9 protein-coding genes are annotated in these 14,629 nt (G+C 72.4%); 7 read left to right on the top strand and 2 right to left on the bottom strand.

The features are described from left to right. Nucleotides 1-304: 304 nt before the first annotated feature. Both BJ998_RS02920 and BJ998_RS02915 read right to left on the bottom strand, forming a co-directional pair. Nucleotides 305-3,784: an ATP-binding protein gene (locus BJ998_RS02920; RefSeq protein WP_184858225.1), complete on the bottom strand. Its 3,480-nt coding sequence runs from the start codon at nt 3,782-3,784 to the stop codon at nt 305-307. Further along, nucleotides 3,777-7,301, bottom strand: a complete 3,525-nt coding sequence (locus BJ998_RS02915) for an ATP-binding protein (RefSeq protein ID WP_184858223.1) — start codon at nt 7,299-7,301, stop codon at nt 3,777-3,779. Before BJ998_RS02915 ends, BJ998_RS02920 begins: the two co-directional genes overlap by 8 nt. Before the next feature lie 131 nt (nt 7,302-7,432). On the opposite strand from BJ998_RS02915, the gene pip reads away from it, so the two are divergent. The 7 genes from pip to BJ998_RS02880 all read left to right on the top strand — a co-directional run bounded on the left by pip (nt 7,433) and on the right by BJ998_RS02880 (nt 14,626). Then, the gene (gene pip / locus BJ998_RS02910; protein ID WP_184858221.1) at nt 7,433-8,374 is read left to right on the top strand and encodes a prolyl aminopeptidase; all 942 of its coding nucleotides are present in this window, start codon (nt 7,433-7,435) and stop codon (nt 8,372-8,374) included. A 69-nt stretch (nt 8,375-8,443) separates the two neighbouring features. Beyond that, nucleotides 8,444-9,466, top strand: coding sequence for a hypothetical protein (locus tag BJ998_RS02905; protein ID WP_184858218.1), 1,023 nt, complete (start codon nt 8,444-8,446; stop codon nt 9,464-9,466). After that, nucleotides 9,463-10,020 (top strand): molybdenum cofactor guanylyltransferase, encoded by a 558-nt coding sequence (gene mobA, locus BJ998_RS02900; RefSeq protein ID WP_184858216.1) that lies wholly within the window; start codon nt 9,463-9,465, stop codon nt 10,018-10,020. Before BJ998_RS02905 ends, mobA begins: the two co-directional genes overlap by 4 nt. A gap of 47 nt (nt 10,021-10,067) precedes the next feature. Further along, entirely contained in the window at nt 10,068-11,177 is a 1,110-nt protein-coding gene (locus BJ998_RS02895; protein WP_312889887.1) for an AAA family ATPase, read from the top strand. 73 nt (nt 11,178-11,250) lie between these two features. Next, nucleotides 11,251-12,186 carry a DUF58 domain-containing protein gene (locus tag BJ998_RS02890; RefSeq protein WP_184858215.1) on the top strand — a complete coding sequence of 312 codons (936 nt, stop codon included), beginning with the start codon at nt 11,251-11,253 and terminating at the stop codon, nt 12,184-12,186. Next, nucleotides 12,183-13,163, top strand: coding sequence for a VWA domain-containing protein (locus tag BJ998_RS02885; RefSeq protein ID WP_184858214.1), 981 nt, complete (start codon nt 12,183-12,185; stop codon nt 13,161-13,163). The genes BJ998_RS02890 and BJ998_RS02885 overlap by 4 nt, the downstream gene beginning before the upstream one ends. 122 nt (nt 13,164-13,285) lie before the next feature. Beyond that, nucleotides 13,286-14,626: an MFS transporter gene (locus BJ998_RS02880; protein ID WP_184858213.1), complete on the top strand. Its 1,341-nt coding sequence runs from the start codon at nt 13,286-13,288 to the stop codon at nt 14,624-14,626. Nucleotides 14,627-14,629: the final 3 nt, after the last annotated feature.

The following is a 14,629-nucleotide window of genomic DNA, read 5'->3' as shown; positions in this document are numbered from 1 at the left end:
GTCTGTGTCGCTGGTCCCCCTCCTCCATCTTCGTTCACCATGACCGTTCCGCGACTCATTTCGGTTCACACGTGAATCTCGATCGGAAAATGCACCGGATGGCGGAGCGTCTACAGTGCACACGCCAGAATCGGTGTGATGGCCGCCACAAAGGGTCGTTCACGTCTGCTCCAGCGTCGCCGGCCTCGGCACCAGCGGCAGTGACACCCCCAGTATCACCCCGCCGACGATGATCGGCGCCCGGACGCCCAGGACGGTGCCCAGCGGCGCTCCGACGGGGCCAGGCCGTGACCCAGCCCGGCAGTCAGCCCACGTTGCGGCGTTCCGCTTTCCCCGGCTCGCGGCCGGCGAACCGCGCCGTCGCGCGGCGGGCGGGCCAGGCCGCTCCCACGGCCTCGTACCGGCGGACGGCCTCGGACAACGCTGCCTCACCTTCGGGGCGGCGGCCGGCCTGGGCGAGGACGACGGCGAGATCCTCCAACGCCTGGGCCAACTCCACCGGGCGGCCGACGGCGCGGTAGTGGGAGACGGCCTTCATCACCTGGGCGGGATCGCCCTCGGCCAGGCCACGGCACCGGAGGAGCGCGGCGGCGGCGCGGGCGGGGACGACCTCACGGGAGGCCTCGCCGGAGCAGATCTCCAGGGCACGGGCGACGACGTCGGGGGAGCCGGCCTGGAGGGCGAGGCGGACGACGTCGGGGAGCCACTGGTGGCGAAGCATCATGGGGGCGTAACGGGGATCGAGCACGGGTTCGAGGGCGATCAACGCCTGGTCGACGCGGCCGTCGCGGTCGGCGGCCTGGGCCTCGGCCATCAGGAGGAAGTCGCAGTTCTCGCGGTCGGCGGTGGTGAGCATGGGCAGTTCGTCGGCGGCGGCGAGATGGGCGGCGACGTCGTCGCCGTCGTCACGCAGGGCAGCGATGAGGGCGGCGACGCCGTGGGAGAGGAGCAGCATGGGGCTGCTCTCACGCAGGCCCAGGAAGGCCAACTCCGGGCCGGACCGGGTGATGATGCTCAGCTCGACGAGGGCGTCACCCCAACGACCGGCCCAGTAGTGGTTGACGGCGGTGGACATCGGCAGGCCGCCGGGCAGTTGGTACCGGTGCACCAGGCTGCGCACGGCGGCCAGGGCCTGGTCGGCCTCGTCGAGGCGGTCGAGGTTCTGCAGGCTGAACACGCGGTTGTCGAGCAGGCTCAAATGCAGGTGCGCCAGGCCGGCGTCCTCGGCGACAACGGCCAAAGCCTCGTCCACGTGACGCAAAGCGGCGGCGTGATCCCGGGCGATGGACTGGAACAGCCACAGGGCCTGCAGGGCGAAGGCCACGGCGAAACCGTCGCCGGCCTTCTCGCCACGGTCGATGGCCGCGGCGGCGGTGACCTTGGCGAGGTCGAACTCGAGGAGCCCCATGCCTTCCCGCACGGCGAGCAGCGCCTGGCACCGGGCCTGCCACACGGCCGAAACCTCGGGCGCGGACACGGCTTCCCGCAGCGCCGCAACGGATCGGGCCTCCTGCCCACGCCGGTAGTGCACGACGGCACGGATCCACTGCATCTCGCCGGCAAGGTCGGGGTCGCGGGTCAGCGCGAGCACCGACCGCACCTCGTCCTCGGGCAGTTCACCCCGCCAGTACAGCACCCGTGCCAGCACCGCGGTCAGCTCCACGTGCCGGGGGTCGTCGGCATCGCAGCTGGCGACGACCCGGCGCAGCAGGTCCAACCCGATGTCGGGGGCCCGGTGCGCGATCCGCTCGCCGTGCCGGAGCATCCAGTCGATCACCCACGAGTCGACGGCCACCGGGGCGGCAACGAGTTGCCGCGCAACGGTTTCCATTGAGGCGCCGGCACGGTCGAGCCGCTCGGCGGCCTGCCGGTGCAGCACGGTCCGCACGGTCGGTGACGTCGCGTCGTACAGGGCCTGGCGGATCAGGGCGTGCCGGAAGCCGTACCGGTCACCGTTGGCCAGCAACACCTTCGCGGTGGTGGCCTCCTCCAGCGCCGGCAGCAGCTCGCCGGCCGGCCGGCCCATCAGCACGGCCAGGTCGGCGATCGCGAACTCGGTGCCGAGCAAAGCCGCCCGCCGCAACACTTCCGTGGTGGCGGCGGTGAGAAAGCCCAGCCGGTGCGTCAGGGCCGAGGACAACGAGGTCGGCACCGACACGCCGCCGGCCGCCACCTCGGCCTGGCCGGCGGACACCTCGACATGACGGTCCCGGAGTAAAGCCTCCGCCAATTCGCCGACGTACAAAGGGTTTCCGGCCGCGCGGTCGGCGAGGCCCAGCAACCCCGCGCCCGGCGCGCCGCCGACGATCCCCCGCAGCAGCTCGGCAACCTCGCCCCCGGCGAGCGGCGCCAGCTGGAGGACCGACCCGCCCTGCTTGGACACGACGTCCCGAACGCCGTCCAGCACCGGAGTTCGCGGCACCGGCCGCAGCGCGCCGATCAGCAGCAACGGCACGGTGGCGGTTTCCAGCGCCAGCCGGCTGAACACGAGCAGGCTGGCCTCGTCCGCCCACTGGATGTCGTCGGCCACCAGCGCGAGCGGCCCGTCGGCGCACATCTCCCGCACGATCGCCACCAGCTCGTTGACCACGGCGAGTGTCGGGTCGCCGCCGCCCAGCGGATCACGGCTGGACTGGGCCAGCCGCATCATCTCCGCCACCCGCGCCCGCGCCGGATCCGGCGAGTCGGCGTCGATCCCCAGGCAGTCCAGCATGAGCCGCAACGGAAAGCGGCTCGCCAGCTCGTCGCCCGCGCCCCACACCAGCTGCACGGCCGCGTCCTCGCACGCGGCCATGCCGGTGGTCAGCAGCTCCGACTTGCCGATGCCGGGCTCGCCCTCGACCAGCAGCACACCGCCCTTGCCGCCGGCCACCGTGCGGACGGCTTCTCGTAGCACGGAAAGCTCGTGATCCCGGGCGACGAAGGCGCGGGCGCGCGGCCGGGGACGGGAGGCCCACCAGGCCGGCCGGCGGCGAACCCGGGGTGGCGACGCGACCGCCGGCGCGGTCAGGACCGGATCATTGGTGAGGATCTGCTGGTGGATCTCCGCCAGCCGGGCCCCCGGCTGGGTGGCGAGCTCGTCGGCCAGCACCCGGGACGCCGCCCGGAACTGTTCCACCGCGTCCGCCTGCCGACCGACCCGGTACAGCGCGATCATCAGCAACCCGCGCAGCCCCTCGTGCAACGGGTTCTCCCGCACGAGCGCGGTCAGCTCGGCGACGAGCTCCGCGTGCCGGCCGCCGGCCAGGCCCGCGGCGGCGCGGGTCTCCAGCAGGTCGAGGCGGTTGGTGAGTAGCCGGTCGCGCAGGCTCGCCGCCCACGGGCCGGGCAGGCCGGACAGCGGTTCGCCATGCCACAGCGCCAAAGCGCGGTCCGCGGCCTCGACCGCCGCCGCTTGGTCGCCGTCCTCCAGGGCCTGCTCGGCCCGGCGTCGCAACGCGTCGAACTCGTGCAGGTCGACGGCGTCGGCGTCGACGCGCAGCCGGTAACCGGGCCCCTCGGACAGCAACAACGCCGATACGGCGCGGTTGCCGCGACCGGGTTCCAACGCTCGGCGCAGGCCTGAGACGTACGTGTAGATGCTGCCGTCGGCGGACGTCGGCGCCTCGTGGCCCCAGATCGCGTTGATCAGGTCCTCTCTGGACACGACCTTGTCCGCCCGGGAGGCCAGTACCGCGAACAGTGCCCGCTGCCGCGGCGCGCCCAGCCGCAACTCGTCGCCGTCCCGCCGGACGAGGACGGGGCCCAGTAGTTCGACCCTCAGATCGTGGGCCTGCTCAGCCACTGCGCTCCCCGGTGCCGGCCGATGGTGAATGCCCGGACACCTTACCCACGAGGTCCGGTCGGGAGTCCACACCCAGCTTCTGCATGATGCGCGAGACGTGCGCCTGCACGACCCGTCGGGACAACGCCAGCTCGGTGGCGATCTCCGGGTTGGACCGGCCGAGCGCGACCAGTTCCGCCACCCGGACCTCGTCGCCCACCAGCGCGTTCCAACCGGCGACCGCCGGCTGCCCGGTGGACACGCCCGCCCGCCGGATGCCGAATTCGCGCAGCCGCGACTCCGCGCGCCGGATGTCCCAGGAGGCACCGAGCTCCGCATAGACGAGAAGGGCTTCCTGGAACGTCCGCCGGGCCCGGTCGACTTCTCCGCGCCGGGCCAACAGGACGGCGGCGTCCTCGCTCGTGACGGCGAACTCGATGCGCCGGCCGACGTCGCGGTAGCGCCGCGCCACGGCCACCAGTGGCGCGGGGTCGCCGGAGATCAGGGAGGCGCAGCGCTGGGCGGCGTTGAATGCCCGTGCCGGCACGGTTTCCGAAGATGCCTCGGCTTGAGCCAGCCGCAGCGCCGCCTGTGCGACGTCGGGTGCGCCGGCGTCGAGGGCCAACCGGGTCAGGTCCGGCAACCACTGGTGCCGCAACGTCATCCGACCGTAGGATGTGTCCAGGATCGGTTCGTACGCCGCGACCGCGCCGGCCAGGTCGCCGTCCTGTTCCGCCGCCATCGCCTTGGCCGACAGGTAGAAGTCGCTGTTCTCCTGGTCGCCGGGAGCGATCACCGGATACGACGACGCCGTGCGCAGGTGGGCGTGCAGTTGCTCACTGTCGCCGCGGTGCCCGGTGATCAGCGCGGCGGTGCCGTACTGCAGCAGGGGAACCCGGGAGCGCAGGTCGAAAATGGTGATCTCGGGCTCGTCGCCGACGATCGAGTCCAGCTCGGCCAGCGCCTCGTCCCAGCGGGCCAGCCAGTAGTAGTGCACGGCGGCGCCGATGTGCACCCGTCCGGACGGTCGGCCGGTGCGCCGGACCAGCGCGTGCGTGCGGGCCACGGTGTCGGTGCCGTCGGTGAGCCGGTCCAGGTTCTGCAGGCTGAACAGTCGCGCGCCGAGCAGGTTGATCTGGAGGTCGACGAGGTGTTGGTTGCCAGTAGCGGCCGCCAGCGCGTTGTTGACGTGTGCGAGCGCCGCGGAGTGGTTGCGGCGCACCGATTCCACGTACCACAGCTCCTGCTCGGCGGCGGCGATCGCCGGGGCGTCGTTCGCGTCGGTCGCCTGGCCCAGGGCCGCGATGGCGGTGGTCTCGGCGGTGTCGAGGTCGTCGAGGCCGGTTCGCTCGAACTGGGCGCGCAGCGTGTCGTGCCGCGCCACCCAGAAGTCCGGCGCGGCCGGATCTGCCGCCGCCGCACGGAGATCCGCGATCGCCTGGGCCACGTCGCCCCGCCCGTACGTCAAACAGGCCAGGATCCAGCGCATTTCCGCGGCGTGGGCGGGATCCCGCGTCACGTCGAGCAGCGCGCGGGCGGCCGCCTCGGGCTGCCGGCCCAGCCGGAACTGCCAGCGGACCTGGCTGACCAGCAGGACTTCCCGCTCCTCGGGCGTCGGCGACGTGCTTTCCAGCGCGCTGTCCAGCAGCGCCAGCACCAGTGCCGGATCGCGGCCGGCGACGGTTTCGGCGTTGGCCAGCAGCCACTGCACCGACCAGTGGTCGAACACCCCGGCCGCCGCCAGCTGCGCGGCGATCCGCTCCAGCGGCGCGCCGGCATGGGCCAGCGCCTTCGCCGACTCGCGGTGCAACGTCGTACGCACGGCGGCCGGGCGCTCCTCGTACAGCGCCTGCCGGACGGCCGGATCCCGGAACGCCAAACGGTTGCCGGCGTCGGCGAGCAGGCCGGCGTCCGTCGCCTCCTCGATCGCGCCGACCAGGTCGGCGGGGGAGGCGCCGACGATCGCCGCCAGGTCGGCCAGGTCGAACTCGACGCCGAGCAGCGCCGCCCAGCGCAGCCGGTCCAACGCCGTGGGGGACAGGAATTCCAGCCGCCGCGTGGCAACCTCCGCCATCGCCCGGTGCACGTCGAAGCCGCTCGACGGGTCGACGTCGGCGAAGTCGTCCACGGTGCGCAGCACCGAATCCCGCAGCAGCCCGTCGACGAGTTCCCTGACGTGCAACGGATTGCCGGCGGCCCGATCGACCAGCTCCCGCAGCACGGCGCCCAGCGACGCGCCGGCCAGCCGCGCCGCCAGCTCGTGGACGTCGTCCTCGTGCAGCGGACCGATGGCCAGCGTGCGGCCGCCGGCCAGGTCGACGTGGTGCGCGGTCGGGTTCGTGCGGCGTGCGCCGACCAGCAGCAGCGGGAGTTGCTGGGTCAGCCGGGACAACCGGTGCCAGGCCAGCAGACCGGTCTCGTCGAGCCACTGCACGTCGTCGATCACGAGGACCAGCGGCGCCTCCGCGCACGCCTGGTCGACGAACGACAGCAGGCGGCTGATCGGCGCCAGCGGACCGTCGCCGGACAGGTCCTCGCCCAGCGCCCACACCACCCGGCAGCCGGCCACCGGCGCGTCGGCCAGGCCGACCGCCAGCAATGCCGACTTGCCGATGCCGGGTTCGCCCTCGACCAGCACACACCCGCCGGCGCCGTCGGCCAGCGCAACCACCAGCGCCCGCAGCCAGGCGACCTCGCGCTGACGTCCGACGAACTCCGTCGGCGCCTCGGGCTGACGGGTCGAGGCGGCCAGTTGGTCGTGCTGCGTGGCGACGCCGGGAATCGGCACCTTCTGGTGCGCGACGATCCGGTCGTGGATGTCCTGGAGCGCCGGCCCCGGGTCCAGGCCGAGTTCGGCGACCAGAACCTCCCGTGCGCGCTCGAATTCCGCCAGCGCCTCGTCGCGGCGGCCCGCCTGGTACAGCGCCACCATCAGCAACCCGCGCAGGCCCTCCCGGCGCGGATGCTCCCGCGCCAGGCCGGTGAGCTCCGCGATCGCCGTGTCCTGGTCGCCCAGCGCCAACAGCAGCGCGCAGCGGCGTTCCAGCGCGGCCAGCCGGAGCTCGGCCAGGCGGGCTCGGTGCAGCTCGGCGAAGGGTCCGGAGAGACCCGAGAGCGCCTCGCCTTGCCACAGCGCCAACGCCGCCGTGACCGAGCGCAGCGAGCCACCGAGGTCGTCCGCCGTCGACCGCAGCTCGTCGAACTCGGTGACGTCCAGCTGCTCGGGGCGTATGCGGAGCGCGTACGCCGACCCCACGGAGTCCAGGACGGGCTCGGCCGACGGCCGGCTGCCGCGCACCTGCTCCTGGAGGGATCGTCGCAGGTCGGAGACGTACGTGTGGAGAATGCCGACCGCTCGGGCCGGCGGGTCGTCGCCCCAGATGCCGTCCACCAGCTCCTCACGGGTCACCGCCCGCCCGGCCGCCAGCGCCAGGATCGCGAACACCGCCCGCCGCCCCGCCGAGCCGAGATCGACCTCCTGGTCGCCGCGCCAGGCCCGGACCGGGCCGAGCAGCTGGACCCGCAGCGGTGGGGTCACGCCCGCGGGTCCCCGTGACGGCCGGAGCGACTGTCCATGTGCGGAGTGTAGCCACCGCGCCGGGAAATGCGCCCCCCGCCGAAGTGCTTGATCACTAGCGTCGAGGATCACACCTGAGCGAGGAGCTGACGATGACCATCGAACCGTACGACCGGGGCCTGCTCGACGTCGGCGACGGCAACCGGATCTACTGGGAGACCAGCGGAAACCCCGACGGGAAGGTGGCGCTGTGCGTGCACGGCGGCCCCGGCGGGGGCGGCACCCGCGGCGCGCGCCGGGCGTTCGATCCCGAGCGGTTCCGCATCGTCCTGTTCGACCAGCGCGGCTGCGGCGAGAGCCTGCCGAACGCCGCCGATCCGGCCGTGGACATGTCGTGCAACACGACCGAGCACCTGATCGCCGACATGGAGCGGCTGCGCGAGCACCTCGGCGTGGAGCGGTGGCTGCTCTACGGCGGGTCGTGGGCGTCGACGCTGATACTGGCCTACGCCGAGCGGTTTCCCGAGCGGGTCTCGGAAATCATTCTGATCTCGACGACGCTGTCCACCCGGGCGGAGAGCGACTGGCTCTACGGCGGCGGCCTGCGGCTGCTGCTGCCCGACGCCTACGAGGCGTTCGCCGGCGCCGTTGCCGGCGACGACTTGCTCGCCGGTTATGAACAGCTGCTGACCAGCCCCGATCCGGCCGTGCGGGAGAAGGCGGCCGCCGATTGGTGCGCGTGGGAGGACGCCGTCATCGCGCACGAAACCCTCGGGCGGCCGGGCCAGTACGGCGGCCATGACGGCGTGCTGGCGATGGTCCGGATCATCGTGCACTACGCGCGGCACAACGCGTTTCTCGAGGACGGGCAGCTGCTGCGGGACGTGCACAGGCTGGCCGGGATCCCGGCGGTGGTGGTGCACGGGCGGCGGGACCTCAGCTGCCCGCTGCTCTACCCGTGGGAGCTGGTGCGCGCCTGGCCGTCGGCCGACCTGGTGATCGTCGAGGACTCCGGGCACACCGGCAGCCCGGCCATGGGCGAGGCGATCGGCGCGGCCGTGGAGAGGTTCTCGCCGCCCCTGCTGAATCGGTGAAACCGGACAACCTTCCGGGGTTGTCGAGCGTGAGCACTCGGAGAGACAGTCCGATCCGAGGGGGAACGCATGGGGTGGAGAACGCTCGGCGTCATGGCCGCCACGCTGCTCGCGGTGACGGCCACCGCGACGCCCGCGTTGGCCGACGCACCGCACTGGCAGGTGAGCGCCCTGCCGCTGCCGCCAGGTCTGGAGGACGTGACCGGCTATGTGATGGCGGCGGACGGGCATGGCGGCTACGCCGGCCTGCTGTTCGCGGACAAGGGCCACGACCTCGTCACCTGGAAGGACGGGAAGGTCACCGACCACGGCCTGCTCCCGGAGAGCCACTTCGGGTACGTGTACGGCGAGAGCCGCGATGACACCGTGCTGGTCGGAGTGTCCACCGAGACCTCGGAGACGCACCTGTACACGGTCGACGCCACGGGGTACCACGCGGTGTCGACGGGCCGGTACACAGACGTCCGGTCGGCGGCGATCGGCCCGCGTGGGGACATGGCCGTGGAGGCGGTCGATCCGGCCGAGCCGCAGTCGACGGTGGCCTTGTACTGGTCGCCGTTCGGCCAGGCCGGGCCGAGGCCGCTGCCCGGTGCGCTGCCGAACTCGACGCCGACGGCGATCGACGACGACGGAACTGTGCTGCTCGCTGACGGCACGGGCCCGTATCTGGTGCGCAACGGCGCCACGCGTCGGCTGACGGTTCCCTCGGAATACGAGCGTCCATGGGCGAACAACATCCGGCACGGGGTCGTGGTCGGCGGCGCGGTTCCGACCGCTTTGCCGGGGCCGCAGGCGATGGTGTGGACCGCTCCGGGATACGTGGCGACACCGCTGGACCATGGCGCTGTCGCGTGTGACGTCAACGCCTCCGGCCTGATCGCCGGCGCGGAGTTCGAGCCGCGGGTGCCGGAAGGGCCGGCGGCGGTGTGGCAGGGCACGACGTTCCTGACCGAACTGCCGCTGCTCGACGGCACCACGAAGGCGAGCGCCCGCTTCATCGACGACGACGGCACCATCGCCGGGTGGTCGTCGGCGGGGTCGGTAGGCGACGGCGGCCGACCCGTGGTGTGGGGGCTAGTGTCCACTGCGTGACGGACTTCGCGGCGGTGCTGCTGGCCGGTGGCCGTGGCAGCCGGATGGGCGGGGTGCACAAGCCGGCGCTGGTCGTGGCCGGCAGCACCCTGCTCGACCGCTGCGTCCAGGCGGTCGCCGACGCTTCGCCGGTAGTGGTCGTGGGGCCTGCCACGGCGACCGCTCGGCCGGTGCTGTGGACCCGTGAGGACCCGCCCGGCGGCGGTCCCGTCGCCGGGTTGGCAGCGGGATTGGCGTTGATCGGAGACGCTTCGACGGTCGCAGTCCTGGCCACGGACCTCGCCGGCGTCACCGCGAACACCGTGGCACGGCTGCGGGCCGCGGTGCGGGCCGACGGCGCCGTGCTCGACGACGGCCACACACAGTGGTTGATCGGCGTGTGGCGGGCGGACTCCCTGCGTAGAGTGCTGCTCAAGGACCCGGCGGGCGCGTCGCTGCGCTCGGTGCTGGGGGCGCTGGACTACGCCCCGGTCACCGCCGAGCCGGGGGAGACCGTCGACGTGGACACGCCCGCCGACCTGGCCAAGGTTGCTTCACAGCACCCACACCGGTGATCGGGTTACCTACCGTCGGAGCACGCCGTCATCTAGGAGGTCCGCACGTGGCCGAGCCCGTGAACACCGAGGGCACGCCGCCGAACACCCCGGCTCGGGACGCCCAGCTGCTCGAGCGCACCGTGTTCGAGGTCAAGCGGGTGATCGTCGGCCAGGACCGGCTGGTCGAGCGCATGCTCGTCGGCCTGCTGGCCAAGGGCCACCTGCTGCTGGAGGGCGTGCCCGGCGTGGCCAAGACGCTCGCCGTGGAGACCTTCGCCAAGGTCGTGGGCGGCACCTTCAGCCGCGTGCAGTTCACCCCGGACCTGGTGCCCGCCGACATCCTCGGCACCCGCATCTACCGGCAGACCAGCGAGACCTTCGACGTCGAGCTCGGCCCGGTGGTGGCCAACTTCGTGCTGGCCGACGAGATCAACCGCGCGCCGGCCAAGGTGCAGTCGGCGATGCTCGAGGTGATGGCCGAGCGGCACGTGTCCATCGGCGGCCAGACCTTCCCGATGCCCGACCCGTTCCTGGTGCTGGCCACCCAGAACCCCATCGAGAACGAGGGCGTCTACCCGCTGCCGGAGGCGCAGCGCGACCGGTTCCTGTTCAAGATCGTCGTGGAGTACCCGACGGCCGAGGAGGAGCGCGAGATCGTCTACCGGATGGGCGTCGCGCCGCCGCAGCCGCAGCAGGTGCTCGGCACCGACGAGCTGGTCCGGCTGCAGGACGTCGCCTCCAAGGTCTTCGTGCACCACGCCCTGGTGGACTACGTGGTGCGGCTCGTGCTGGCCACCCGCTCGCCCGGCGACCACGGCCTGACCGACGTCGCCGGCTGGGTCGCCTACGGCGCCTCGCCGCGTGCCAGCCTCGGCATCGTCGCCGCCGCGCGGGCGCTGGCCCTGGTCCGCGGCCGCGACTACGTGCTGCCGCAGGACGTGGTGGACGTGGTGCCGGACGTGCTGCGACACCGTCTCGTGCTGTCCTACGACGCGCTGGCCGACGGCGTGCCGCTGGACCACATCGTGGCGCGCGTGCTGCAGACGGTGCCGCTGCCGCAGGTCTCCGCGCGGCCGCAGGCGGGCCAGCCGATGACCGGCCCGCAGCCGCAGCAGCAGCCGTTCCAGCCGCACCTCGGGCCGATGCAGCCGCCCGCGCCGGTCGGTAGGCCGTGACCGAGCTTGCGAGGTCACCATTCAACGCAGGGACCTGGGTCGCAGACCCGCCGAGCGTCAGCGAGGTGGGCCTGTGACCGAACCACGCCCCCGCTGGGCTCCTCCCGTGCTGCGTGAGGAGAAGCTGGAGTCGGCGCTGCGCACCCTCGAACTGGACGTGCGACGCCGCTTGGACGGCCTGCTCCAGGGCAACCACCTGGGCCTGGTGCCCGGACCCGGCACGGAGCCGGGCGAGGCGCGGCCGTACCAGCCGGGCGACGACGTGCGCCGGATGGACTGGGCCGTCACCGCCCGCACCACGCAGGCGCACATCCGGGAGACGGTCGCCGACCGCGAGCTGGAGACGTGGCTGGCGGTAGACCTGTCCGCGAGCCTCGACTTCGGCACCGCCGCGTGCGAGAAGCGCGACCTGGCCGTCGCCGCCGTCGCCGCGTTCACGCACCTGACCGGCGGTGGCGGCAACCGCATCGGCGCCGTGCTGTCGACCGGCCAGGAGATGGTGCGTCTGCCGGCGCGTGGCGGCCTGGCCCACGCCCGTGGCCTCGTGCGGCGCGTCGCTACGACGCCGCGTGCGCCGGAGGGTGTGCGTGGCGATCTGGTGGCGCTGCTGGAGCAGTTGCGCCGGCCGCCGCGTCGCCGCGGCCTCGCCGTCGTGATCTCCGACTTCCTCGGCGACCTGTCGTGGCAGCGGCCGCTGCGGGGGCTGTCCGCCCGGCACGAGCTGGTCGCCGTCGAGATCGTCGATCCGCGTGACATCGACCTGCCCGAGGTCGGCCTGGTGACGCTGGTGGACCCGGAGAGCGGCCGCCAGCGCGAGGTGCACGCGTCGCCGCTGCTGCGCCGGCAGTTCGCCGCCGCCGCGGACGAGCACCGCGCGCAGGTCGCCGCCGGGCTGCGGCAGGCCAACTGCGCGCATCTCGTGCTGCGCACCGACTCCGACTGGATCGCCGACATGGTCCGGTTCGTGGTGGCCCGCAAGCGGCGGTGGTCCGGGGGAGTAGCTGGATGAGCTTGTCCGGGTTCGCGGACCCGCTCTGGTTGCTGCTCATCGGCGTGGTGGCCGTCCTGGCGGTCGGCTATCTCATCACGCAGCGGTTGCGCCGTCGGGACACCAAGCGCTTCACCAACCTCGAACTGCTGGAACGGGTCGCCCCGCGGCGTCCGGGCTGGCAGCGGCACATTCCGCCGGCGATGCTCGCGGTCGGCCTGATCCTGCTGAGCATCGCTCTGGCGGGTCCGACCGCCGAGCAGAAGGTGCCGCGCAACCGGGCGACCGTGATGCTGGTCGTGGACGTGTCGCTGTCGATGAACTCCAAGGACATTCCGCCGTCCCGGCTGGCCGCCGCTCAGCAGGCCGCGAAGTCGTTCGCCGACCAGTTGACGCCCGGCGTCAACCTGGGGCTGATCGAGTTCGCCGGCTCCGCGACGACGCTGGTGTCGCCGACCACGGACCGTACGCAGGTCAAGGCCGGCATCGACGCGCTGAAGCCGGCCGAGGGCACCGCCACCGGTGATGCCATCGCCGCGGCCGTGCAGGCGATCCAGTCCTTCGGCAAGCTGATCACCGGCGCGGACGGGCCGCCGCCCGCGCGCATCGTGCTGCTGTCCGACGGCCGGGAGAACACCCCCGCCGACCCGAACGCCCAGCGCGGCGCGTACACCCAGGCCAGGGCGGCCAAGCAGGCGCAGATGCCGATCTCCGGCATCTACTTCGGCACCAAGGGCGGCACCGCCGACGTGGAGGGGCAGCAGGAGGACGTGCCCGGTGACCAGCAGGCGATGCAGCAGATCGCGCAGCTGTCCGGCGGGGACGCCTACGACGCCGAGAGCGCCGGGCAGCTGCAGAACGTCTACAGCACGCTGGCGTCGCAGATCGGGTACGAGACCAAGCAGGTCGACGCCAGCCAGCCGTGGCTGGCGCTGGGCACGCTGATCTCGCTGTTGTCGGTCGCCGCGTCGGTGTTGATCACCCAGCGGATCTCCTGATGATGTGGTCGTAGGCCGATCGAACGTCGGCGACTTACTGCCATGTCGCCCACAATGTGGATCTTGATCTTGCCTATCGGGCGTGCCGTCTCCGATGATGCGGGGATGGGGCGCTTCCTGTGGTGAGTTGGAGCCGTCCCGGCGGTCTGTGGGGCTACTCGATCCTGTGGGCCGGGCAGATCCTGTCGGTCAGCGCCGCGCGGATGGTCAACTTCGGTTTCGGCGTCTGGCTGTTCCTGCAGACGCACAGCGCGTGGGACCTGTCGCTGATGACCGGCGCCGCGTTCGTGGCCACGATGCTGTGCAGCCCGTTCGCCGGCGCGGCGATCGACCGGCTGCCGCGCCGGCTGACCATCGCCGTCGGCGACGCCGGGACCGTCGTGGTACTGGGCTCCCTGCTCGTGCTGTTCGCCGTGGACGGTGTGCAGGCGTGGGAGCTGTTCCTGGCCAACACGCTCATCGGCGTGCTGGTGGCGTTCGAGGTGCCGGCCTACTCGGCGACCATCTCCCTGATGGTGGCCAAGGAGGACCTGTCCCGGGCCAACGCCATGCGAACGATTGCCGACTCGGTGCAGAACGTCGTCGCCCCCACCCTCGGCGCCATCGCCCTGCAGTGCCTGGGCATCGACGTCGTGGTGCTGATCGCCGTGCTCGCCGGCGCCGTCGCGGTCTTCGCCGTTTTCCTGGTCCACATCCCGCAGCCCGACCGCACCGCCGCGTGCGCCACCGGCTGGTGGCACGGCGCCGTGGTGGGATTCCGCTACATCGCCGCCCGTCCCGGACTGGTCGGGCTGCAGCTGACGTTCTTCGTCGTCAGCATGCTGTCCGTGATGGGCTGGCAGGTGCTCACGCCCATGGTCCTCTTACGCAGCGGCAACGACGAACTCGCCGCCGGCCTGGTGCAGACCGTCGGCGCCTTCGGCGGAGTCGTCGGCGGCGTCGTGATGCTGTTACGGCCCCCGCCCGTGCGTCCCGTTAGGTCGGTCCTGTTGGCCGTGCTGGCCTACTACTCGCTGGGGCGGATCGTGCTCGGCATGGGCGACGACATGTTCTGGTGGGCCGCCAGCTGGTTCTGCTCGTGGGTGTGCATGCCCTTCCTGCGAGGGAACCTCGACGCCATCTGGCAGGTCAAGGTCGACCCCGCCATGCAGGGCCGGGTCTTCGGAGCCCGCCAGGTCGTCGACAACCTGGCGTTACCCCTCGCCTTGGCCGTCGTCGGTCCGCTGGCCGACAAGGTCCTCGAACCCGGCATGCAACCCGGCGGCACACTGCTGCGGGTCTTCGGTTCCGTCGTTCCCGGCGGGCCCGGCGGCGGCATGGCCCTGGTGTTCTTCGCGACCGGCGTGCTGGGCGTGGTCGTCGGCCTCTGCGGCTTCTTCGTGCGAGTGGTCCGCGACGTCGACACCGACCTCCCCGACCACGACGCCCTCCCCGAACTCGTGACCACCGCAAGCCACGCCTAGCCA

The sequence above is a fragment of the Kutzneria kofuensis genome, assembly GCF_014203355.1.
GTDB classification, from domain to species: domain Bacteria; phylum Actinomycetota; class Actinomycetes; order Mycobacteriales; family Pseudonocardiaceae; genus Kutzneria; species Kutzneria kofuensis.
Note: the sequence above shows the minus strand (reverse complement) of the source record. Positions and strands in the feature narration are given on the sequence as shown.

What these genes read in the sequence shown, in the direction of transcription:
- pip (WP_184858221.1), top strand. Translation starts at nt 7,433, where the DNA reads ATGACCATCGAACCGTACGACCGGGGCCTGCTCGACGTCGGCGACGGC.
- BJ998_RS02905 (WP_184858218.1), top strand. Translation starts at nt 8,444, where the DNA reads ATGGGGTGGAGAACGCTCGGCGTCATGGCCGCCACGCTGCTCGCGGTG.
- BJ998_RS02885 (WP_184858214.1), top strand. Translation starts at nt 12,183, where the DNA reads ATGAGCTTGTCCGGGTTCGCGGACCCGCTCTGGTTGCTGCTCATCGGC.